Origin of the sequence: Selenomonas sp. AB3002, from assembly GCF_000702545.1 — a bacterium.
Classification (GTDB): domain Bacteria; phylum Bacillota; class Negativicutes; order Selenomonadales; family Selenomonadaceae; genus Selenomonas_B; species Selenomonas_B ruminantium_A.
In genome coordinates this window covers 1,317,308-1,338,033 of the sequence record NZ_JNIO01000008.1, presented here as the reverse complement: position 1 = coordinate 1,338,033, position 20,726 = coordinate 1,317,308, and the positions used below count along the sequence as shown (strand labels likewise).

Here is a 20,726-nt window from a genome sequence, read left to right as displayed (position 1 = left end):
GATTATCTTGCCAAATCGGCGAAGATGTCTTTCACAGGTATGATGAGGTCATCATAAAGGCTTACTTTGATGGATTCCTTCAGTTTTTCCTGCGCCTGTTCCTCCGCGTCCAGACCTTCCCATTCTTCCTCAGTGTAGTTGTGATAGACTTCGTCCATCTCGTATTTTCTGTTCTCGTACTCTTTGAGATGTTCCATAGCTCCTCCCGTTGTGAAAAATCGGTTACTTGGTTTTCAATATGTTGCAAAGTTTTTCGTATAGGGGTGGAATATCCTTCTCTATCATGTCCCAGGCCATTTCCTTGTCTATTGACAGGTAGTCGTGAACGAAGTAATCCCTGGCACCTTTGATTTGTCGCCAAGGAATTTCTGGGTGACTTTTAATCAGGTCATCAGAAACCCGTTTGGCAAGTTCTCCTATTTGCAGGATGGGAGTGGAGCAGGAATTGAAATAAATATAGTTTTCTAAGAAGGCGGCTTTATCATTACCAAAGAAGCTGACTGTTCCTGTTATTTCTTTGCAATAGCGGATCATGTGCTCAATGAGTTGGATGTCTCTATCGTTCATAGATTAAAACCTCGTCTCTACGAAGATTAGACTTGAATTTTTCTGAATCTGGCAAGCGGCTAAGGATATCTAGCTCACTGCCGAGAGCTTCCTTTATATCAGCGTAGAAGCCGCCCATGACCAGGAGGTTCTTGATATCGGATTCTATGCGTATGTCCACGTCGGAAGTATCTTTTTCTTCTCCACGAGCATAGGAACCGAAGAGGTAGGCACGGTGTATGGGGTACTTGTCGCATATAGGCTTTATGAGTTCACTGATTTTTTTTATGGTAAGCATAAGATATCCCTCCTCCCTTGAGTATATTATAACGCCGGTAGGTGTGGTTTGCCAATGGTAAATGGTCTTATTTGTTGGAATTTACAAAACATGAGCGATGAGCTGAGGAATCTCAGCAGGGAAATGGCGGCTATCGAAGAGTTCAATGGGAATGTCAAAGATGTGGAGAAAGTGATAGAGAACATCAACAGTCCCTTGAAGGCTTTGATGCAAGCTATGGGGCAGGTACATATACGTCCATGTCAGATGGTATTGGCGGCACCAATATCATGCATGATGGTCTGGTGGTAGGCCATGCTGGTGAAGACGGAGTGGTTGACTCGCATGGATTGACCTTGGCAGTACCAAATGAAGAAGGTGGGACAGATGTATTTGAGGATGGAAAACTGGTGTCCCATTCAAAGCATAATATTTTCGGTGGCACAGACACTTATCACGGCACCAAGTTGGCCTCATCTACCATGCCAAATTCCATGGGCGGTGTGGATATCTTCGACGGAGACATGGATATGGAGGGGTTCACCTCACCAAATGTGTTTGGTGGAGAGGACTTCGTATCCTTTGGCAATGGGGAGGATATGATGAGCTTTGATGATCATTTGGCCCATTCTGCAGAGTTCAGGATGGACCCGCTTGTGTTCTGAGAAGGATAAGCTGTAAAAGCACTTTCCATGCAAAACAAAAATCCCGCCCGGAGATTTAATGTCTCGGGCGGGATTTTTAGGTTAGTCAAGGATAGCCAGTTTTGCAACAAATTCATGGCAGCAGCTGCTGCATATCTGCGGGCAGTTCTGCCTTGATATCTATTGACTCTTTGGTAACAGGGTGAGGGAAATGCAATCTGTAAGCGTGGAGGGCCTGTCGCTGCATTAAATCCAGGCTGCCGCCGTAGAGGTCGTCGCCTGCCAGGGGATGGCCGAGATGACTCATGTGTACCCTGATCTGGTGGGTGCGGCCTGTTTCCAGCCTGAGTTCCACCAGGCTCAGTTCATGTCCCTCTCTTGCAAAGCAGGAGAGAGTTTTATAGTGGGTGCGGGCCTCCTTGCCCTCCGGGGAGACTTTTCGCAGGATGATGCTGGGCAGGGCCCGGGCGATGGGGGCGTCGATAAGGCCTTCTGGCGGCTTCGGTCTGCCTTCCACTATGGCCAGATATTCCCTGTGGAAGAGTTTCGTGCCGTCCCTGGCGGCCAGCAGGTACTGGACCTGAGGCTCCTTGGCTATGAGCACCAGCCCTGAGGTGTCCCTGTCCAGACGGTGGATGGGGTGGTAGCTGTGAGCCTCGCCGTTGCCTTTATAATGGTAGAGGACAGCACCTGCCAAAGTGCCATGTGCTTCTTTGGTGGTGGGGTGTACCAGCTGACCGGGGGGCTTGTTTACAATCAGCAGATATTCATCTTCATAGCGTATGTCGAGGGGGAGGGCTTCCGGCTCAATATCTGTGGGCTTTTCCACCTGATAGCTCACGGTGTCACCATCTTTCAGCATGGTGCGGGCGGCGTTGACGATTTCCCCGTTGACCTTGAAGGTGCCGGAGTGCTTGATGCGTTTCCAGAGGGTATTTGATATGCCTTGCTGGCGCAAAAAAGCCTTGGCGGGCATAGTCGCCAAGGCTTCGGACAGCGCCACCTGGAAAGTGGTCATGCTGCGTTTTCTTCTTCTTTGGCTTCCGGCCTGCCCTTGAAGGCGTCGATGATGCGGAAGCTCAGGGAGAGGATGATGGCTACGATGGTAGCCAGGGACATGCCCTTCAGGGTCACAGTGCCGATGGTAAGGCTGGCGGTGGAAACACCCAGGCCCAGCACGATGGAAGTGAGGAGCAGGTTCTTCGGCTTGTTGTAGTCAACCTTGCCCTCCACCAGGATGCGGATACCAGAAGCGGCGATGACGCCGAAGAGCAGGATGGAGACGCCGCCCATGACGGGAGCGGGAATGCTCTGGATAAGAGCAGCCAGCTTGCCCAGGCAGGAGAGGACAATGGCGAAGATGGCTGCGCCGCCGATAACCCAGGTGGAGAAGACTTTGGTGATGGCCAGCACGCCGATGTTCTCGCCGTAGGTGGTGTTGGGGGTGGAACCAAAGAAACCGGAAATCACGGTGGAAATGCCGTTGCCCAGGATGGAGCGGTCAAGGCCCGGGTCATGGGTGAGGTCTTTGCCCACGATGTTGCCCGTCACGATCAGATGGCCGATATGCTCGGCGATGACCACCAGGGAAGCGGGCAGGATGATGAGGATGGCGCCGATATCAAAGGCGGGAGTGTAGAAGGTAGGCAGGGCGAACCAGGGGGCAGCCTCCACGGCAGCCCAGTTCACCAGACCGCTGAAGCTGGCGATGATGTAGCCGCCCACCACGCCTATGAGGATGGGGATGATGGAGAGGAAGCCCTTGAAGGCAATGGAGGCGAAGATGGTGATGGCCAGAGTAGCCAGGGACACGGTGATGACCGTGGGATCAACAGCTTCGCTGGTAAGGCCTGCCATGCCTGCAGCCGTGGGCATGAGCTCCAGGCCGATGACGGCCACGATGGCGCCCATGGAGGCCGGCGGGAAGATGACATCTATCCAGCCGGTGCCCACAGCCCGTATGAGAGCTGCTACCAGGCAGAACACCAGGCCTACGGCGATGAAACCGCCCAGAGCGTATTCATAGCTGTACTCGGACAGCACCAAAAACACAGGGGACAGGAAGGCGAAGCTGGAGCCCAGGTATGCTGGGATGCGTCCCTTGCACAGCACCAGGTAAAGCAGGGTGCCGATGCCGTTGAAGAGCAGCACTGTGGCCGGATTCACATGGAAGAGAATGGGCACCAGCACCGTGGAGCCGAACATGGCAAAGAGATGCTGCAGGGAAAGGGGAACTGTTTCTAAGAGCGGCAGTTTCTCGTCCACCGCAATGGGACGCTTTTGCAAAGAAGAACACTCCTTTTAGAAAAACTACTTATAATTACTGCTGTATATCCTAGCACAAAAGGGGACAGGTGTCCACTTTCTGCAGAGAAAAATACGCAGGTATACACGGCAGAATTGCAGGAAAAAAGAGAATAGATAGAACAGGAAACTATGGGAACTATAAAAAAATCATAGAGGATAATTTTAATAAAGTGTAGTATATAGACAGAGGACAAAAATTCTTGTATAATACTCTATGTTACAAAATGACAAGTGAGGTTCTGGAGTGGTCATTTGTTTACGGTTGTTTCCAGAACCAGTTATTTAGGGGGAGAATTATGGCGCTAATTGTAAAGAAATTCGGCGGCAGCTCGGTAGCCACCACCGAAAAGATCATGAACGTGGCCAAGAGGGTGCTGAAGGAGAAGCAGCCCGGTGACAAGATTGTCATGGTGGTATCCGCCATGGGCAAGACTACCGATCAGCTGATAGAGCTGGCGAAGGGGATCAACAAAGAGCCTTACAAATATCCAAGGGAAATGGATATGCTCCTGACTACCGGTGAGCAGGTTTCCATTGCCCTTCTTTCCATGGCCTTCCAGAGCCTGGGACAGCCTGCTATTTCCCTGACGGGGCCCATGGTGGGCATGAAGACCAATTCTGTTTTCACCAAGGGGCGCATCATGGACATCACTCCGGAACGCGTCCATGAGGAGCTGGACAAGGGGCAGATTGTAGTGGTGGCAGGCTTCCAGGGCTGCAATGAGGTTGGCGACCCTGTGACTTTGGGCCGCGGCGGCTCTGATACTTCTGCTGTGGCGTTGGCAGGCGCCCTGAAGGCGGACAGCTGCGAGATCTTCACTGACGTGGATGGCGTATACTCTGCAGATCCCCGCATGGTGCCCAGTGCCCGCAAGATGAAGGAAATCACCTACGATGAGATGCTGGAGATGGCCCGCCTGGGGGCAGGTGTCATGCAGCCCCGCTCCGTGGAGATGGGCAAGCATTTCGGCATACCCATCCATGTTCGCTCTACGTTTACGGAAAGGCCTGGCACGATGATTAGGGAGGATTATACTATGGAAGATAAAGATTTTGTGGTCCGCGGTGTTGCTCATGATGACAAGGTAGCCAAGATTGCTGTGCTGGGCATCCCCAACACTCCTGGCATTGCTCATGAGATTTTCTCCGCTCTGGCTGCTGCCAATGTGGATGTGGACATGATTGTCCAGAGCATCCGCAATATCGAGAAGAATGTCACTGACATGGTGTTCACTGTGGCAGCAGACGACCTTTCCCAGGCCAAGCAGGTAGTGGATAAAGTGGCCGACAAGCTGAACGCCGTGGCTGTGCTTATCGAGGAGGACGTTGCCAAGGTTTCCATCGTGGGCGCAGGCATGCTGGGCAACCCCGGCATCGCTTCCCGCATGTTCGGGGCTATTTCCAAGGCTGGCGTCAACATTGATATCATCAGCACTTCCGAGATCTGCATCTCCTGCCTGGTGAAGGGTGATAAGCTCAAGGAGGCTGTGAACGCCATCCATGAGGAGTTCTTCCCCTCCAGGTAATAAGCATTTAGGGCCCCTTGCCTTTGCGGCAGGGGGCTTTTGTGACAGCTTCACAGTTTTTTTATTTGCAGGGCAAAAGAAATAATATTGTATACAGACAGCTGTATGGGTAGACAGGACGAAATGAAACAGTTATTATATACATGTGTCCAGGAAATGGCCTGGCAATGACGGAAAGGGGAACGAAAGCGATGACTATGAGTATGGCGGCCACCCACGCTGCTGAGAAGGAACTTCATGATGCAATTTTCGGTGCCAGCGAGGCTTGCCGCCTGGCTGCTTTGAAGCACGGCACTTATAAGGTGACCAATGCCACCATTGGCACCATGATGGACGATGAAGGCAAGTTTGCTACCCTGCCCACGGTGGAGAGGATTTACCGTGAGCTGAACATCGGCGATTATATGCGTTATGCTCCCATAGCCGGCCTGCCCGAGTACCTGGATGCGGTGGTGGACCTCACCTTTGCTGACCAGCGTCCCGAAGGTTACTTTGCTGCTGTGGCTACTCCCGGCGGCACCGGCGCCATCCGCCATACTGTGGCCAACTATGCCGAGCACGGTGACTATGTGCTGACCTCCGACTGGTTCTGGGGCACTTACAATGTCATCTGCAACGAGTGCGGTACGAAGCTGACCAATTTCAAGCTCTTTGACGAGAAGCTGAACTTCAATCTGGCAGACTTCACCAGCAAGGTGGACGAGCTCCTTTCCAGTCAGGACAGCCTGGTGGTCATTCTGAACACTCCTGCCCAGAACCCCACGGGCTTCAGCCTCACTGAGGAAGATTGGGATGGCGTGCTTGATGTGGCCAAGGGCCATGCTGCCAAGGGCAAGAAGATTATCCTGTTGGTGGATATCGCCTACATCGACTTTGCCGGGGAGAAAAACGAGACCCGCGCCTTCATGAAGAAGTTCGGCAGCCTGCCTGAGAACATCCTGGTGCTCACCGCTTTCTCCATGTCCAAGGGCTACACCGCCTATGGCCAGCGCACCGGCGCTCTGGTGGCTGTCTCTTCCTCCCAGGAAGTCATCACGGAGTTCAAGAATGTCACCAAGTATTCCGGCCGTGCCACCTGGTCCAACATCAACCGCGGCGCCATGACCCTGCTGGTACGTCTTCAGCAGGATAAGGCAGCCTATGCCCAGTTTGAGAAAGAGCGTGATGATTTCTATCAGCTCATCCGCAACAGGGCTGCTATCTTCACCAAGGAAGCCGAGGCCTGCGGCCTGCCGGCTCTCCCGTACAAGGGTGGCTTCTTCCTGGCTGTGCCCGCCAAAGACCCCAAGGCCGTCTGCGAGAAGCTCCACGACGACCTGGTCTTCGCTGTGCCTCTGAAGCTGGGTGTGCGCATCGCCGCCTGCTCTGTGGCTACGGAAAAGATGCCCGGCATTGCCGGGAAGGTGCTGAAGGCTTTGAACGCTGTAGAATAAAAAGCTCTGTGAAAAGCGCCTGAATCTTTGAGGAACTGTTCATAAATAAATTTTAGATTTGACTTGTCTAAATCTCCATAGGCATCGTTGTCGTCAGTCGACATAGCACCGCTATGCCTCCTTCCTCCGCCTTGCCTATGAAGATTTATCCTGCGTCCTATCTTAAAATTTATTTATTGCCAGTTCCTAAGGGATGATAATTTCAGCTTGATATAGATGGTGTGCATTTCCTTATGGGAGGGAAGTGCACACCATTTTTTCGTTTTCGTGAAAATTTGCGGTTGCTGAGAGTCCTGAATGGAGCTATAATTAAATATATATTAAATTAGATATATTGTATGAGAGAATTTAGGAGGAGGACATAGGACGCGATGTTTAAGTTCAATCAGAAGGACACGGAATACTTTGACCTCTTTGTTGAGAGTGCCCGCTACTTCTACAATGGTGCCCTGATGATGGATGAAGTCATGCTGGACTACAGCAAGGCCACGGACAAGGTGCGGGAAATCGTGGAGCTTGAGCATGAGGCTGACGCTGTCAATGACAAGATTATTGACAAGCTCAATACGACCTTCATCACTCCTATCGACCGGGAGGACATCTATGCCATCGCCAATGGGCTTGATGATGGGGTGGATATCCTGCAGGGGACTTTGCAGCGCATTGTCATGTACAAGGCTGGCAAGGCCATGAGCGGGGCGGTGTCCCTTACCAAGCTCATCATCGAAGCCACGGAGGAAATCATCAAGGCTCTCACCATGCTGAAGGACATTCGCAAGAATCAGGCCCAGATCCTTGATGCCACCCACAAGATTGCCAAGCTGGAAAGCGAGGGGGACAGGGTTTACCGCCATGAGGTGGCCTATCTCTTTGATAAAGAAAAAGATCCTATTGAGCTTATCAAGTGGAAGGATATTCTGGAGAACCTGGAGGATACACTGGATCACTGCGAAAAGATTGGGGATATGCTCAGGGGCGTGGTGATGAAGTATGCATGAGTTGCAGTATCTGATCTTTACCGTCATCGTGCTGGCCTTGCTATTTGACTATATCAACGGCTTCCACGATACGGCCAATGCCATCGCCACCTCCGTATCCACCCGGGCCATCCATCCCAGCCATGCCATCATGATGGCGGCTGTGCTGAATTTCCTGGGTGCCATGTACTCCACAGGCGTGGCCAAGACCATCGGTGCGGATATCGTAAAGTCGGCCCAGCATGTGGATGAGCATATCATCATCGCGGCCCTGGCGGGAGCGGTCATCTGGAATATCATCACCTGGTGGCTGGCGGTGCCCTCCAGTTCCTCCCACGCTTTGGTGGGTGGCATCATCGGAGCGGTGCTGGTGTCCGTGGGGGCGGACGGGCTGAATTTTGCAGGCATAGGCAAGATTGTCCTGGCCCTCATAGGTTCGCCTATCCTGGGCATTGTCACGGGCTTTATCGTGATGATGGTGCTGTACAGGGTCTTTGGCAATGCCAGTCCCTCGAAAGTAAATCACAAGTTCAAGAAAATGCAGATAGCCGCTGCCGCCATGATGGCTTTCTCCCACGGTTCCAATGATGCCCAGAAGTCCATGGGTATCATCACTCTGGCCCTGCTGTCCGGCGGCTACATCGATGTCTTCGAGGTGCCTACATACGTCAAGGTGCTGGCAGCAACAGCCATGGCCTGCGGTACCGCCATGGGTGGCTGGCGCATCATCAAGACGGTAGGTGGCAAGATCTTCAAGCTGGAGCCTATCTCAGGCTTCGCAGCAGATCTCAACTCCTCCATCGTCATCTTCACCGCCACCCTCCTGCACCTGCCCGTCAGCACCACCCATGTGGTGTCCGGCTCCATCATGGGTGTAGGCACGGCCAAGCGTGTCAACGCTGTCCGCTGGGGCGTAGCCCAGCAGATGGTCATGGCCTGGGTCATGACCATACCCTGCACGGCCCTCATGGGAGCTGCAGCTTACCAGGTGGTCTGCATGGTGTTCAAGTGAATCTTTTGTCCCTGCGAGAGTACGGCTTTCGCCAGGGACTTTTTTATATTTGCTCATTGTGATATGATATAGCTATGAGGAAGAAAATTCGCAATATTACACAAGCGGAAGAAGGATGAGAAATGGGCAGATTTTGTACTAATTGCGGAGAGCCGCTTAAAGAAGGAGCAAAGTTCTGTGGCAGCTGCGGGGAGGCTGTGGAGGCGCAGGCTCCCCGCAAGCCTGAGGAAGCGGGCAGAAGGCCATATAGGCCAACAGACCCAAGGAAGCTGCAGCAAGAAGTGCGCAGGGAAGCGCCGGTGCAGGAAAGGCAGCAAAGCGGCGGAGGACTGTGGCATTTCCTGGCAGGGACGGCCATGGGGGCCTTCCTGGGGAATCTTTTCGGCGGTTCGGCAGAGGCTCATAATGAGACAGTGGTGAACCACAACGAGACTGTTATCAATCAGTATGACCGGGATGATGATTTCGCAGACGAGGGTCAGGGAGAAGACTTGTATTACGACGATGACTATGATGATACAGAGGAAGACTACGAAGACGATTTCGATGATGATGACTATGACATTGATGACGATGATTATGATGAAAGCTATGATGATGACGGTTACGATGGGGGAGACTTCGACGGCTTCTCCGATGACTTCGGAGGCGGGGATGATTTCGGGGGAGATGACTTCTGAGATATATAGGATCTTCTGAAATGATGCTTATGCTGAAAACGCTGGCTCCGTGTTGTGAGCCAGCGTTTTTTATGTAGGGGATTTGTTAATTTCTTTTGTTCAGATAATCTCTTAGCATTTCTGAAGTCCAGTTCCGTAAGAGGTGATGGCGCTCTTGAAAGTAGATACACTATTAGCGCTAGACAAATTTCGTAAAAATGTGGGAAACCGGCTCAGTCGGTCTTTTCTGATATCCTATAACAAAACGGGAAAGATTTTATAGTTTTTACTTCTCTGCACTTGACGAAATATGTTCGATAAATATAATATAAGGAAAGTATTTTATATATTTTCCGTCCTAGAGGTGCGAATTATGAGTAAGGAGATACATTTTAAGCTAGAGTATAAGCTGCATAAGGGTTTGGCCAGTTATGTGAATTAGAAAACCCGGTAATCTAAATGAGAATGTGTGGCTGTTGGTATTGAGGTGATGGGAAATGCTTTTACACAAAGCTGGAATACCATAGCTTGAAAGCGTATGAGAAAATTGGCGCAGAAAAACCAGCCTCTGAAAAAACAAATTTTTTCAGAGTTCAAGCACGCTTACGCCAGGCATTTACATGGATGACGGATATTATTGCGAATAACCGAATATACCACATCATGGAAGAGTGATGGTGCCCTTCTTCCAACAATCCGTCGATCTTTATGTATTTGTTTGCACGCTCGGCAGATGTGCGCTTGTTGTAGACTTGCTTCCACTGAGGCGAACCTCGCGGAGGATCGCAGAACAGCCGTGGATTATCCCTCAGGCTCATATTAACAACACGGCCATAGGTGGATTTGGTACAGCGCTTATCGCACAGGCATAGCCTTTCGGCGTATTTTGTCTGCGGACAAATATACTTGGCTCTGTGCCGTTTCTTATCAGTGCCATCAGGTTTCATGGGAAGTCCAAGAGGACAGATTGGCACACCGTCATCACTTATTGTATATCCCTTCTCCTCAGCTGGTTTGGTACCACGAGGGTTCAAGTCTATGAAAGGCATTATGCTGCTTTTGTTGCACATCTCATACACAGCAGTTGCATCGTGTGCGGAATCAAGGATCAAGGCGGAAATATTCCAGTGCGCGAAGAACGCCTTGATGCAGGCAAGTCCATGCAGCATGGCAGGAAGATCGTGGCGGGAAGCACGCTCCAGGATAGGGAAGACAGGCAATCCGGAGTTGGCATCTGTGAAGAGATAGAGGTTATAGCCATAGTAAAAGAGATTTCTGGACGAATCCCATCCCCAATTGGCATCAGGCTGGGAGAACCAGCGCTTGTGGTGGCAATTGACGATACCTTTTTCATGGCAATAGCACGTTGAATGGCTGCGCTCACGGTTGGATACTTTCACGGGCGTGCCGTCACCGGCCAGAACAAGCTGCCTGAAATTCAGAAGTTTTTTGTGCATAGAACCTGTCAAGAAGACCTTGCTGTAGATTTCACCGATGATGGACAGCTTGGTCTTGAGAATGCTTCCGGCACTGTGCTTCTCGAAATATTTGATGATGGTGGCAGTATGATCCTTATTGAAGGACGGAGACTTTTCGCCATTGCGCTTTCCTTTAGGCGGTTTCTTCTTGAGGTAGCGCAGGTGAGGCAAGAAATTGTTGCATCCTGGCCATAGGCGATGGAAGAAGTCATAAAAAGCGCCGAAGGAAGGTGTATGGTCTGGTGAAAAGCCTGACAGTATGGCCAGAGCCTCATCAGAGCGCAGACGTTCAGCCCAGTCAACAAGAGAGGTGGACTTGAGCCAGATGGAAAGCAAGTAGGAACGCAGCATAGAGGAAGGTAGCCATGCAGGACGACCTTCCTCTGAGTAAAAAGGGGCGCATGATCTCGTCAACCGGTGAAAGGTCAAGAGCCATGAGCTTGACTGCCAGTTTGCGCTTCTTATTGTCGAAGCGCTTGAGGCGACTGTTGTGAATGCGTTGGGAGAGGAGCTGCTTATAGGCAGCGTGGGAGCCAATATCAGGCAATCTCAGCATGATGTTCACCTTCTTTCAAGTACTATTGTACATGTGAACCATCAAACTGAGATGGGTGATACTCATTCGCAGCAGTATTTTGCCATAAAATGTGGGGGCACATTGAATAATGTGCCATGACTCAAGTCAGACAAATAGAAGGCTTTGAGTTTTCTAATTTACATCAGTTATGTAAAGGAGGAGCCATGAAGAAAATCTTTGTTTTAGAAAACAGTACGAGTGGGTCTAAGCCTATGTGTTTTGATAGTGAAAGTGAAGCTCAAAAAGTGTTTGTCAAAAAAATTCGCAAGTGGGCTGGTAGCTGTGGCAACATTGCATTGCTGATGAAAACAGATGAAGAGTTAGTAAAGGAGAATTCTATTTACAAATTTGATAATAATGCTTCTATTGAACTGGTATGGGGAGACTATGAAGATGATGTTGTTCAGCTTCGTATGGATATAGTTTTCATGAATAGCGGCTTTGATGAGTTCCCTGAAAATCCATTTGAATTTATGAGAAAGTTCCCTGATGACTATTGGTTGGACGATTCCTGTATGCACAGAGGGAAATGTGTCGAAGTATGGCTACCTTTTGAACAATATGATGTTGATGTGCTTGAACATTATGTTGTGGAAGGTGAGTTGGGGGCATACCTTTCTTGTGGTGGGAGTCCATCATCGTATGAATCGTATAAAAGAAAAATGGCTAATGGGTGAGTTTTGAAAAGCGTGTACCTGGTATGGGCACACGCTTTTCTTAGCATGTTGAACTATAGGAATGCCAAAGGAGTTGACGACATAAGCTCTACTCTTTTAGTAAGGTGGACTGCCGAAGACAGTGGAGGGACGAGTTAACGTACTACTGTAAACTTTATTAGTTATTACTTTAGCCCCTTCCATACGCTATGATATTTGGTATATTGTTGTCAATTTATGACTCAAACTTCGCAGTTGTGAAACTGCCAAATTATTCGACTTGTACCATTTCCTAAAAAAATAGCATAAGCTCTCTCCGTTTTGTATAATGAAAGTGACAGCAATCATAACATAAACGGAGGGCTTATGCCATGAACATTGTATCACAGAATCATATCTTTGGTGAACAACTTTCTTCAAAAATATCTTGTTTCCTGGAAGAATTCCATGTTGGCAAGATACTCAAGGCCTGCAATGCCTATAAGGTTCGCGGTTTCTCTGTAAGCAATGTGTTTAAGGTTGCGTTCGAGAATGCCTTTCGCAACAAGTCCTTTTATCAGCAGGAAAAGATGGATTCATCTGTTATTCCCTTTGCTAAAGATACCTTTTACCGTTTCATGAATTCCAGTTGTGTCAACTGGCGCAAATTCACTCTGCAGCTTGGTAAATCCATCATTCAAAAAATTGTACCTCTTACCAATGAAAACCGGCGCAACGTGCTTATCATCGATGACTCCTTGTTAAGCAGGGCACGTTCCAAGAATGTGGAGCTGCTTGCCAAGGTGTTTGACCACGTCGAGCACAAGTATACGCGGGGGTTCCGCATGCTGACTCTCGGCTGGAGTGATGGGAATTCGTTTCTGCCACTCAGCCACTGTCTGCTTTCATCTGCCAATCGTGTCAATCGGCTGCAGGAGTCTTCGGATAAGATCGACTCGCGTAGCAACGGCGGGAAACAGCGCAAGCTGGCACAGACTAAGGCTACCGTTGTTATGCAGAAGCTCTTGGCTGAGGCAAAATCTATGGAGATTCCAGCCCGCTACGTTCTTTTTGACACCTGGTTCTGTTCACCGTCTTCCCTTGTTCAAGTCAAGGAACTCGGCTTCGATGCCATTGCTATGGTAAAAAAGTCTGAAAACAGTCATTTCCTTCATGACGAACGCATGAAGAGTGTAATGGCAATCTTTCGCCAGTCTAAAAAGCGTCCTGGTTGCTCAAAGTATCTGCTTTCAGTAGAGGCGGCGGTGGTAAAGGAAGGAAAAACTCTGCCAGTCAAACTCGTTTTCGTTAGGAACAGAAGCAACCCCAAGGACTATCTAATCTTGGTATCCACAGATACCTGTTTGTCTGAGGAAGACATCATCCAGACTTATGGAAAGCGCTGGAATATCGAGGTTTTCTTCAAGATATGCAAGTCATTCCTGAAACTTGGGAAAGAAAGCCACGCTCTGTCTTATGATGCAATGACATCACATGTATCCGTTGTATTTGCAAGGTATATGATGTTGTCACTAGAGCAGCGCCGGAATGTCGATAAACGGAGCATAGGTGAGCTATTCTATCTCGCTTATGACGAATTGCAGGATCTGCGTTATCTCGATGCCTTGGTGTTGCTCTTGAAAGAACTTATTGCTACGGTAAAGGGAAAGACGTTTTTTATGGAAAAGGAACTGGACATGATGCTCGATTTGTTCTTGGAAAATCTGCCGAATTTATGGAACAAGTGTTTGAAACGCTGTGCATGAGGCAGACTTTCTAGGAGTCATGGCTCTACACCGCACATAGGTGCTGGCCTGTTTCTCTTGTGCGAAGTTTGAGTTTATGACTTAAAAATACAATCGTTATGATATTCCAAGAAATTGTATTCTGGCATATTCCTTTCAGGAAAATTTATAGATTTATTTTCTAAGAAGAGCAACCAGTTTTTGGTGGTTTCATCAATACGTGGATGTTTTTTTAGGCAGTCGGATACCATTATGCTTTTAGTGGTTTTATGGATACTGATAAAACCTAGGTCAAAGGCCTTGTGGGTTAAATAATTTAGGCATATGCCGTTAGATGGATTAAGGCAGTCATTGATGCTTTTACACTTGCTGTATGGCATTATATGGCAGGCTTGTAAAAGTTCCGGAACGGCAATACCTGTCATGCAGCACCGTTCCCCATATGCACTTAGAACAGCTTTACGGAAAAAATCCTGACCTTTGCGCACGAGGACAAGTCTTTCTTTGGGAGTATAATATTTGAGATCAATTGCTGGTGGTAAATGTTTTACTTTAGGATTCGTCAGTTTGATGGAGGTGTTATAAGAAGACAATATCCGCTCTTTTTCAAGCAGGAGATATTCATATTTTCCCTTAAATTCAACCCATACTTCTTTATCTAGCTTGCTACTGTGAGGCAGAGAGGTAACTCCTCTGCATAGTAAACTTTCGTCCAAGGAGGCAAGATTTACCATCTTCATAATCAGTGATGATAATGACCTTTGCATTAAATCTGCCATGGACTGTAAATACTTATTGCTTCTGTTTATTTTTCCATAGGGCATTTCGTAATAAAAAGATAATGCAAGGATTGTTTCATCACGTGTCCATTTTTTTCCATAATTATCGTTGCACATTATGAAACCTCCATTTCGTTTAATTTTTTGATTGAGCATAATGCCGATTCTTACCTGCTCCAATCGCCACAAGCCTGCCACTATCCACCAGTTCCTTGATAAGATTGTTAGCTTGGCTGCGGGACACGCCCAGTGTATCCTGCACATCCTGCCTGATGAAGGTTTCCTTGCCAGACAGGGCTGTGAGTAGGGGAGGGTTATTTGCTTGGGCAAAAGGAGAAGCTTGGTCGGTTTTGAAATTCCTATTGGGCAGGGTTATGCGGAAGGCGTGGTCGCTGGTTTCAAGTTTTGGTTCCAGTCTGGAGTTTTGATATCTTTCAGTGAGTTGATGTATGAAAAATGGCACTTGTCCTCATATTAGAGGCAGTGGCTGTACTTACGTTTTTATGCCGTTTTACGAATATTTTCCACGTTGGCATCCAGTAGGCAGAGAACTTCGCCACTTTTTAGGGGGATTTCATCTATAGGTGATGGGGCAGGTAGGGAATCGCCGTCTTGCTCCATACCTCATATGTGCATGGCCAGACCTTCTTTTGCCAAGTAAAGCGCTTCGTCTAGGGTGGCTCCAGTAGCGATACAGCCGGGGAAGTCAGCGAAGTATACGCCATTGTTGCTGCCTGATTTAGAGGCGATAGCTTGCCTATTGTCCATGAGAACCCCTCCTTTACAATAGTCCTGCTTGGCGCAAAATAGATTTCTCCAGGTCAAGAGATACATCATCACTATCCCGATGGCCAGATATAGTGACCCGGCCAGGTTTGGTAGGGGGGCAAGGTTTTGATAACATCTAAGATAAAAGGCACAGCATTTTAGAACCTGAGTTCTTATGCTGTGCCTGATTCGCATGAGTTAAAGCTGTGCTGCGTACTTGCTCTGTTCTGAGGCAGGGATTTTCAATGCGTCCATAGCCTGCTGGGCAGTCCAGTGTAGTGATTCCATTAAGTTGCGAATGGAATTCAGTCGCTCTGAATCTTGCCCTTCGGCATAGCCCTCACGTCTTTGCTGTTTGAGCTCCATCATAAGTGTCATATACTCCACCTTCGTTTCATTATGTTGCTTTACACGCTCTACCTCGGCGGCTATGTCCTGCGTGAATTTACCTTCAGCAGCGTTGCCGTCCACATACGCTAAGAAACTCTCGATGTCCTTATCTGCTTTGCCTTTGGTACCTTTGGCGTTAAGGAAGAGTTTGGTGGTTTCATCGCCAAGCTCCAGGTAATCACGTTCGTGGCAGCGATTGGAAAAAGTATAGACCTTCTCTCCTGAGTCAAATGGGTCAAAGGTACAGATGAAGATGACATAGGACTTTTTGAGCTCGATGTAATCTTTGCCTTTACCCAACACATCAAGGTCAATCATTGCCTGATAATATCTTGTGCGCTTGGGGAGCCAGCCATCAGCACCATCTGTAGTTTGAATTTCGATGTCTATGATAGTGCCGTCATCTGTCTCAACATAGAGATCCAGTCGGATGGACTTGCTGGTGGCCCCGATGGCAATACTCTTCTCTGCCACAGGATAAATGATGTTCTTGATCTTGATTTTCAGTAGTTTCTGAATAAGGCGCTTGCAGAGCCGCTTGTTTTGCATGACCTTCTGGAAGAGGAAGTTGTCACAGATGGTGAGTTCTTCCCACTCTTTGATTCGTGCCATAGTTAGAGTACGCCCCCTTCTGCCTTCATTTTACAATGGGGGGAGGTAGTTTTCAAGGTTTTCTTTGTAATGGGAGTGAACGTACCCCCGCCTACGCTTCGCTGAGAGGCGGGGGCTTCCTGCTTCAACGAGGATAGCACCGTTTCTCCGAAGAGTTACGACGACTTACACTCTCTCCACAGGCGTAGATTTCCGTGCGACCCACGGTATTCTGCCGAGTTTGGTTAGGCGGATATACGCCTAGCTTCCTCTCGGATGTTTATTGCAGCGTTCTTGTCTCGATTATGGTGACTGCCACAATTAGGACAATCCCATTCACGTACAGACAAGTCTTTGGTTTTGCTGTTCTGGTAGCCACATACGTGACATAACTGACTGCTGGGATACCACTTGTCTATCTTGACAAGTGATTTGCCCTGCCAAGCAAGTTTATATTCCAATATGTTTACAAACTTATTCCAGCCATTGTCAGCCACGGATTTACCAAAACTGAACTTACCGCCCTTCTTGTGCTTAGCCATCGCCTTGACGCTGATATCTTCAATGCCAATTGCATCATAGCGGTCTACAAGATAGCGAGCCTTCTTATGCAGGAAGTCACGGCGTTGATTTGCAATCCTCTCATGAAGCCTGGCCACACGAAGTCGTTGCTTGTCTCGGTTGTGGCTGCCTTTTTGTCGTTTGGACAACTTTCTCTGGGCTTTAGCCAGCTGTTTCTCGGCTTTCCGTAGGAAGTTCGGATATTCTGCATCATCCTCATCAGAAGCAACGTACAGGCCGTGCATGGCAAAATCAAGCCCCAGGAACTTCTTTGGTATTATGGGAAGTATTTGGTTTTCGTACTCCATCAGAATACTGATATAGAACTTGCCTGAGGGCGTTTTACTTATGGTGACGGTCTTTATGGTGCTATTTTCCATCAAGGGACGGTGCAGACGCAGCTTTACCCAGCCAACCTTGGGCAGCTTGATTTTGTTTCCTTCAAGTCTGACAGAGCCTTTCTGATTGTTCGTAGAATATGAGAAGTGCCCTGTTTTCTTCGACTTGAAGCGGGGCTTGCCAAAATGCTTGCGATTCTTCCAGAAATTGTTGTATGCTTTGTTCAGATTCAGCTGAGCATTAGCAAGAGCCAAACTGTCTACTTCTTTCAGCCAGGGAAATTCTTCCTTGTATTGTGCAGGTGTGTTGTTTAGCTTCTCGCCGGTTTTCTTGTAATGGTCAAGGCGATCGCCAAGCATCTTGTTATAGATGAATCTGGCACAACCGAAAGTCTTGGCAAACATAATCTTTTGTTCATTGGTTGGGTAGAGTCTGTATCGGTACGCCTTATTCATCATATTCACCTGCCTTGATTTTCTATGTATTTTCTGATTGTACCTATAGGAGCACCGCCTGTTGTCAGCAGGCAATAGCTTCTCGACCAGAACATTTCCTTCCATAGCTTGCGCCTGACTTCCGGAAAATCCCTTTTGATTAGCCTGGAACTGGCACTCTTGTAAGCATTGATGAACTTGGACAACTCCGTGTTAGGGTGAGCACGGAACATTATATGCACATGGTCTACATCATGGTTCCACTCTTCAAGAGTTATATTATAGGGAGAGCAGAGCCGAACAAATAAGTCTTTAGCATATTCGCTCATCTGGTCAGAGAATACTTTACGGCGATACTTTACCACAAGCACAAGATGGTAATAGAGCAAGAACACTGAATGGTTATTATTATATAATTTCATGGTATATCAAGCCTCTTCTCTTCTACGACTGATTATACCAAAAAACTATCTACGCTACAATTGTCTGGCTTCAATTGCTTACGCAAATTCGCCAGACCCGCCTTCATCCCCCACCTAAGAGGTGGAGGACTTCTGGCGGACTACGTTAAATGAGGTAAACGGTCCCTGTCTGCGTAGTTGAGACAGGGCTGTACTAAGATATTTGCTTGCCAAAACAAATCATTTAGCATAAGATAATATATAAGATAATACATAAGATGCCAAGGAGGAGTTGTCTATGGGGAATTATCCTCCGTATACGCTGAACAATGAGATACTGAGGCTGGTGGCGTCTATTTCTACCAGGCTGGGGCAGGTGCTCCATTATCGTGATATGTCAGCATATCCGCGGTTGCGCAGGAACAACCGCATCGAATCCATACATTCTTCTCTGGCTATAGAAGCCAATTCCCTGACTTTGGGGAATGTCAGGGATGTTATTGCCGGGAAAGTGGTGGCAGGGCCGGAGAGGGAAATTCTTGAGGTGAAGAATGCTTATGCGGCTTATGATGAGCTGCCGCACCTGAATCCCTATAGTTTGAAGGAACTATTGCGGATTCACGGGATTATGACGGCAGGACTGGTGCAGGAGGCAGGAAAATTCCGTCATGGGGAGGAAGGTGTGTTTGCAGATGGCAGGTGCATCTTCATGGCACCGCCTGCCAGGCTGGTGCCGGAGCTGATGGAAGTTCTGTTTGCCTGGCTGGGGGAGGCAAAGAAGGAATTGCAGCCCTTGTTGCTATCGTCGATATTCCATTATGAGTTTGTTTTTATTCACCCTTTCGCTGATGGCAATGGACGCATGGCCAGGCTTTGGCAGACGGCGCTTCTTTCCAGGTGGCAGCCGCTTTTTGCATATCTGCCCATAGAGAACCAGATACACAGATATCAGGCAGAGTACTATGAGGCCATCAGTCGTTCCTATGCAGCAGGTGAGTCCACGCCTTTTATCACTTTCATGCTGCAAATGATTGATGCCGTGCTGGAGGAACTGTTGCAGAAGGACCTGCTGGCAGAGCAGGATGAGTATGTAAAAAAGTTGCTGGCCCAGATGGAATATGATGTTTCCTACAAGGCTAAGGAACTGCAGGAAAAGCTGGGCCTGAAGTCTACGGCGGGGTTGAAGCGGAACTATATCGAGCCGGCCATGAGGCAGGGATTGATAGCCATGACCCTCCCGGATAAGCCCACCAGCAGGAATCAGAGGTATTACAGGGTTAGGTAGGCTTTTGTTTTTGGGGAAGATGTTGATTCACTGAGTTTTAGAAATGGAGCTGAACATGGAGAAAAACAGCCAGATTTATAGAAGTTATGTAGAAATTCTCAGGCGGGAGCTGGTGCCGGCTATGGGGTGCACTGAGCCTATTGCCATTGCCTATTGTGCTGCCCAGGCAAGGGCGGCGCTGGGGCTTTTGCCTGATAAGGTTACCATTGCAGCCAGTGGCAACATCATCAAGAATGTCAAGAGCGTCATCGTGCCGAATACAGGCGGCTGCAAGGGAATTGAGGCTTCGGCTGCCATTGGCATCGTGGCGGGGGATGAAGAGGCGGGGCTGGAAGTCATCGCCTGTGCCAGGGAGGAAGATAAGGCCAGGCTGGCTGATTATCTGCGCAGTACGGAGTTCAAGGTGGAATTTGCCCAGTCTGACCATGTCCTCGACATCTGTGTCCTGGTCAGCAAGGGCAGGGATAACGCTGAAGTGCGTGCGGTAGGTGAGCATACCAATATTGTGAGGATTGCCCGTAACGGCGAGGTCTTGTTTGAAAAAGAAGCTGTGGGTGCGGCAAATACCGGCAAGCCGGACTATGAATTCCTCACCATCGAGGATATCTACGATTTTGCCATGACCTGCGACCTGGAGGATGTCCGGGAGTTACTTGACCGGCAGATTGCTTATAATACAGCCATAGCTGATGAGGGCATGAAGAACGACTACGGTGCAAACATTGGCAAGACCCTGCTCAAAGCTTATGGCAATGATATCCACATTCGTGCCAGGGCCAGGGCGGCAGCCGGCTCTGATGCCCGCATGGGTGGGTGCGAACTGCCTGTGGTCATCAATTCCGGCAGCGGCAATCAGGGCATGACCGTTTCCCTGCCGGTCATCGAATATGCCAAAGAAGTGGGTGCTGACAGGGAAAGGCTCTACCGTGCCCTGCTGCTTTCCAACCTGGTCACGCTCCATGAAAAGGAGGGCATTGGCCGGCTCTCAGCCTACTGTGGCGCCATCAGTGCCGGCGCCGGGGCGGGGGCAGCTATTGCCTGGCTCTGCGGCGGTGATTATAAAGCTGTCATTCACACTATCGTCAACGCTTTGGCCATCACTTCCGGCATTGTCTGCGATGGTGCCAAGGCTTCCTGTGCGGCCAAGATTTCCGCAGCTGTGGATGCTGGCATCCTGGGCTTTGAAATGTACCGCAATGGCCAGCAGTTCTACGGTGGTGACGGACTGGTCAAGAAGGGCGTTGAAAATACCATCCGCAATATCAGCCGCCTGGGCCGCATTGGCATGAAGGAAACTGACAAAGAAATCATAAAGATGATGATTGAAGAATAAAAAATGACACATTGCTTCAGACGAAACAA

The 20,726-nt window shown here is 48.9% G+C and carries 24 protein-coding genes; 11 read left to right on the top strand and 13 right to left on the bottom strand.

Annotation, left to right across the window (positions count from 1 at the left end; genetic code table 11):
- Positions 1–2: 2 nt before the first annotated feature.
- Genes P159_RS0114385 through P159_RS0114375 form a run of 3 tightly spaced genes read right to left on the bottom strand, consistent with a single transcriptional unit; the run spans position 3 to position 844 of the window.
- Positions 3–197 carry a hypothetical protein gene (locus P159_RS0114385; RefSeq protein ID WP_029545109.1) on the bottom strand — a complete coding sequence of 65 codons (195 nt, stop codon included), beginning with the start codon at positions 195–197 and terminating at the stop codon, positions 3–5.
- A gap of 25 nt (positions 198–222) precedes the next feature.
- The gene (locus P159_RS0114380) at positions 223–567 is read right to left on the bottom strand and encodes a HepT-like ribonuclease domain-containing protein (RefSeq protein WP_037377066.1); all 345 of its coding nucleotides are present in this window, start codon (positions 565–567) and stop codon (positions 223–225) included.
- Positions 557–844, bottom strand: a complete 288-nt coding sequence (locus P159_RS0114375; protein WP_029545106.1) for a nucleotidyltransferase domain-containing protein — start codon at positions 842–844, stop codon at positions 557–559. The genes P159_RS0114380 and P159_RS0114375 overlap by 11 nt, the downstream gene beginning before the upstream one ends.
- Positions 845–934: 90 nt before the next feature.
- Here P159_RS0114375 and P159_RS20795 point away from each other — a divergent pair, with 90 nt between their 5' ends.
- On the top strand, positions 935–1,135 hold the full coding sequence (locus tag P159_RS20795) for a hypothetical protein (RefSeq protein WP_185753759.1): 201 nt from the start codon (positions 935–937) through the stop codon (positions 1,133–1,135).
- Positions 1,084–1,488, top strand: a complete 405-nt coding sequence (locus P159_RS0114370) for a hypothetical protein (protein WP_029545104.1) — start codon at positions 1,084–1,086, stop codon at positions 1,486–1,488. Before P159_RS20795 ends, P159_RS0114370 begins: the two co-directional genes overlap by 52 nt.
- A gap of 112 nt (positions 1,489–1,600) precedes the next feature.
- Here the strand turns inward: P159_RS0114370 and P159_RS0114365 are convergent, their stop codons facing one another.
- Positions 1,601–2,485 (bottom strand): RluA family pseudouridine synthase, encoded by an 885-nt coding sequence (locus P159_RS0114365; RefSeq protein WP_029545103.1) that lies wholly within the window; start codon positions 2,483–2,485, stop codon positions 1,601–1,603.
- Positions 2,482–3,753, bottom strand: coding sequence for a uracil permease (uraA, locus tag P159_RS0114360; RefSeq protein ID WP_029545101.1), 1,272 nt, complete (start codon positions 3,751–3,753; stop codon positions 2,482–2,484). The genes P159_RS0114365 and uraA overlap by 4 nt, the downstream gene beginning before the upstream one ends.
- Positions 3,754–4,070: 317 nt before the next feature.
- Here uraA and P159_RS0114355 point away from each other — a divergent pair, with 317 nt between their 5' ends.
- From P159_RS0114355 to P159_RS20320, 5 genes are all read left to right on the top strand, one after another.
- Entirely contained in the window at positions 4,071–5,300 is a 1,230-nt protein-coding gene (locus tag P159_RS0114355) for an aspartate kinase (RefSeq protein ID WP_029545099.1), read from the top strand.
- Positions 5,301–5,491: 191 nt separating this feature from the next.
- A complete protein-coding gene (locus P159_RS0114350; RefSeq protein ID WP_029545097.1) occupies positions 5,492–6,733 on the top strand; it encodes an aminotransferase class I/II-fold pyridoxal phosphate-dependent enzyme in 1,242 nt (413 codons plus the stop codon).
- A 371-nt stretch (positions 6,734–7,104) separates the two neighbouring features.
- Positions 7,105–7,731, top strand: coding sequence for a DUF47 family protein (locus P159_RS0114345; protein ID WP_029545096.1), 627 nt, complete (start codon positions 7,105–7,107; stop codon positions 7,729–7,731).
- A complete protein-coding gene (locus tag P159_RS0114340; RefSeq protein WP_029545094.1) occupies positions 7,724–8,722 on the top strand; it encodes an inorganic phosphate transporter in 999 nt (332 codons plus the stop codon). Before P159_RS0114345 ends, P159_RS0114340 begins: the two co-directional genes overlap by 8 nt.
- A 122-nt stretch (positions 8,723–8,844) precedes the next feature.
- Positions 8,845–9,402 carry a zinc ribbon domain-containing protein gene (locus tag P159_RS20320; RefSeq protein ID WP_080706013.1) on the top strand — a complete coding sequence of 186 codons (558 nt, stop codon included), beginning with the start codon at positions 8,845–8,847 and terminating at the stop codon, positions 9,400–9,402.
- Positions 9,403–9,974: 572 nt separating this feature from the next.
- Here the strand turns inward: P159_RS20320 and P159_RS0114330 are convergent.
- Entirely contained in the window at positions 9,975–11,210 is a 1,236-nt protein-coding gene (locus P159_RS0114330; RefSeq protein ID WP_051650387.1) for a transposase, read from the bottom strand.
- A complete protein-coding gene (locus tag P159_RS20790) occupies positions 11,158–11,415 on the bottom strand; it encodes a hypothetical protein (protein WP_185753758.1) in 258 nt (85 codons plus the stop codon). The genes P159_RS0114330 and P159_RS20790 overlap by 53 nt, the downstream gene beginning before the upstream one ends.
- Before the next feature lie 185 nt (positions 11,416–11,600).
- Between P159_RS20790 and P159_RS0114325 the strand changes: the two genes are divergently transcribed.
- Positions 11,601–12,113, top strand: a complete 513-nt coding sequence (locus tag P159_RS0114325; RefSeq protein WP_029545088.1) for a hypothetical protein — start codon at positions 11,601–11,603, stop codon at positions 12,111–12,113.
- Between the two features lie 350 nt (positions 12,114–12,463).
- A complete protein-coding gene (locus tag P159_RS0114320) occupies positions 12,464–13,837 on the top strand; it encodes a transposase (protein ID WP_029540897.1) in 1,374 nt (457 codons plus the stop codon).
- 74 nt (positions 13,838–13,911) lie between these two features.
- Here the strand turns inward: P159_RS0114320 and P159_RS0114315 are convergent, their stop codons facing one another.
- The 6 genes from P159_RS0114315 to tnpA all read right to left on the bottom strand — a co-directional run bounded on the left by P159_RS0114315 (position 13,912) and on the right by tnpA (position 18,100).
- The gene (locus P159_RS0114315; RefSeq protein WP_029545087.1) at positions 13,912–14,712 is read right to left on the bottom strand and encodes an HNH endonuclease; all 801 of its coding nucleotides are present in this window, start codon (positions 14,710–14,712) and stop codon (positions 13,912–13,914) included.
- Between the two features lie 19 nt (positions 14,713–14,731).
- Positions 14,732–15,058: a hypothetical protein gene (locus P159_RS20785; protein ID WP_029545085.1), complete on the bottom strand. Its 327-nt coding sequence runs from the start codon at positions 15,056–15,058 to the stop codon at positions 14,732–14,734.
- Positions 15,059–15,219: 161 nt separating this feature from the next.
- Positions 15,220–15,363: a type II toxin-antitoxin system HicB family antitoxin gene (locus tag P159_RS20780; protein ID WP_185753757.1), complete on the bottom strand. Its 144-nt coding sequence runs from the start codon at positions 15,361–15,363 to the stop codon at positions 15,220–15,222.
- Between the two features lie 198 nt (positions 15,364–15,561).
- On the bottom strand, positions 15,562–16,365 hold the full coding sequence (locus P159_RS0114300) for an Rpn family recombination-promoting nuclease/putative transposase (protein WP_029545083.1): 804 nt from the start codon (positions 16,363–16,365) through the stop codon (positions 15,562–15,564).
- Between the two features lie 224 nt (positions 16,366–16,589).
- Complete coding sequence (gene tnpB / locus P159_RS0114295) at positions 16,590–17,702, bottom strand: IS200/IS605 family element RNA-guided endonuclease TnpB (protein WP_080706011.1); 1,113 nt, start codon at positions 17,700–17,702, stop codon at positions 16,590–16,592.
- 2 nt (positions 17,703–17,704) lie between these two features.
- Positions 17,705–18,100: an IS200/IS605 family transposase gene (gene tnpA / locus P159_RS0114290; RefSeq protein ID WP_029545079.1), complete on the bottom strand. Its 396-nt coding sequence runs from the start codon at positions 18,098–18,100 to the stop codon at positions 17,705–17,707.
- A 277-nt stretch (positions 18,101–18,377) separates the two neighbouring features.
- Between tnpA and P159_RS0114285 the strand changes: the two genes are divergently transcribed.
- Positions 18,378–19,364 (top strand): Fic family protein, encoded by a 987-nt coding sequence (locus P159_RS0114285; protein WP_029545077.1) that lies wholly within the window; start codon positions 18,378–18,380, stop codon positions 19,362–19,364.
- A 55-nt stretch (positions 19,365–19,419) separates the two neighbouring features.
- Positions 19,420–20,697, top strand: coding sequence for an L-serine ammonia-lyase, iron-sulfur-dependent, subunit alpha (locus P159_RS0114280; protein WP_029545076.1), 1,278 nt, complete (start codon positions 19,420–19,422; stop codon positions 20,695–20,697).
- Positions 20,698–20,726 lie beyond the last annotated feature (29 nt).

Excerpts from the sequence above, each read along its gene's own strand:
- P159_RS0114315 (WP_029545087.1), bottom strand. The coding sequence starts at position 14,712 with ATGTGCAACGATAATTATGGAAAAAAATGGACACGTGATGAAACAATC.
- tnpB (WP_080706011.1), bottom strand. The coding sequence starts at position 17,702 with ATGATGAATAAGGCGTACCGATACAGACTCTACCCAACCAATGAACAA.
- P159_RS0114285 (WP_029545077.1), top strand. The coding sequence starts at position 18,378 with ATGGGGAATTATCCTCCGTATACGCTGAACAATGAGATACTGAGGCTG.
- P159_RS0114370 (WP_029545104.1), top strand. The coding sequence starts at position 1,084 with ATGTCAGATGGTATTGGCGGCACCAATATCATGCATGATGGTCTGGTG.
- P159_RS20790 (WP_185753758.1), bottom strand. The coding sequence starts at position 11,415 with ATGCTGAGATTGCCTGATATTGGCTCCCACGCTGCCTATAAGCAGCTC.
- P159_RS0114280 (WP_029545076.1), top strand. The coding sequence starts at position 19,420 with ATGGAGAAAAACAGCCAGATTTATAGAAGTTATGTAGAAATTCTCAGG.
- P159_RS0114380 (WP_037377066.1), bottom strand. The coding sequence starts at position 567 with ATGAACGATAGAGACATCCAACTCATTGAGCACATGATCCGCTATTGC.
- P159_RS0114320 (WP_029540897.1), top strand. The coding sequence starts at position 12,464 with ATGAACATTGTATCACAGAATCATATCTTTGGTGAACAACTTTCTTCA.
- P159_RS0114365 (WP_029545103.1), bottom strand. The coding sequence starts at position 2,485 with ATGACCACTTTCCAGGTGGCGCTGTCCGAAGCCTTGGCGACTATGCCC.
- P159_RS0114345 (WP_029545096.1), top strand. The coding sequence starts at position 7,105 with ATGTTTAAGTTCAATCAGAAGGACACGGAATACTTTGACCTCTTTGTT.
- P159_RS0114330 (WP_051650387.1), bottom strand. The coding sequence starts at position 11,210 with ATGCTGCGTTCCTACTTGCTTTCCATCTGGCTCAAGTCCACCTCTCTT.
- P159_RS20795 (WP_185753759.1), top strand. The coding sequence starts at position 935 with ATGAGCGATGAGCTGAGGAATCTCAGCAGGGAAATGGCGGCTATCGAA.
- P159_RS0114325 (WP_029545088.1), top strand. The coding sequence starts at position 11,601 with ATGAAGAAAATCTTTGTTTTAGAAAACAGTACGAGTGGGTCTAAGCCT.
- P159_RS0114350 (WP_029545097.1), top strand. The coding sequence starts at position 5,492 with ATGACTATGAGTATGGCGGCCACCCACGCTGCTGAGAAGGAACTTCAT.
- tnpA (WP_029545079.1), bottom strand. The coding sequence starts at position 18,100 with ATGAAATTATATAATAATAACCATTCAGTGTTCTTGCTCTATTACCAT.
- P159_RS20320 (WP_080706013.1), top strand. The coding sequence starts at position 8,845 with ATGGGCAGATTTTGTACTAATTGCGGAGAGCCGCTTAAAGAAGGAGCA.
- P159_RS0114300 (WP_029545083.1), bottom strand. The coding sequence starts at position 16,365 with ATGGCACGAATCAAAGAGTGGGAAGAACTCACCATCTGTGACAACTTC.
- P159_RS0114355 (WP_029545099.1), top strand. The coding sequence starts at position 4,071 with ATGGCGCTAATTGTAAAGAAATTCGGCGGCAGCTCGGTAGCCACCACC.
- P159_RS0114340 (WP_029545094.1), top strand. The coding sequence starts at position 7,724 with ATGCATGAGTTGCAGTATCTGATCTTTACCGTCATCGTGCTGGCCTTG.
- P159_RS0114385 (WP_029545109.1), bottom strand. The coding sequence starts at position 197 with ATGGAACATCTCAAAGAGTACGAGAACAGAAAATACGAGATGGACGAA.
- P159_RS0114375 (WP_029545106.1), bottom strand. The coding sequence starts at position 844 with ATGCTTACCATAAAAAAAATCAGTGAACTCATAAAGCCTATATGCGAC.
- P159_RS20780 (WP_185753757.1), bottom strand. The coding sequence starts at position 15,363 with ATGGACAATAGGCAAGCTATCGCCTCTAAATCAGGCAGCAACAATGGC.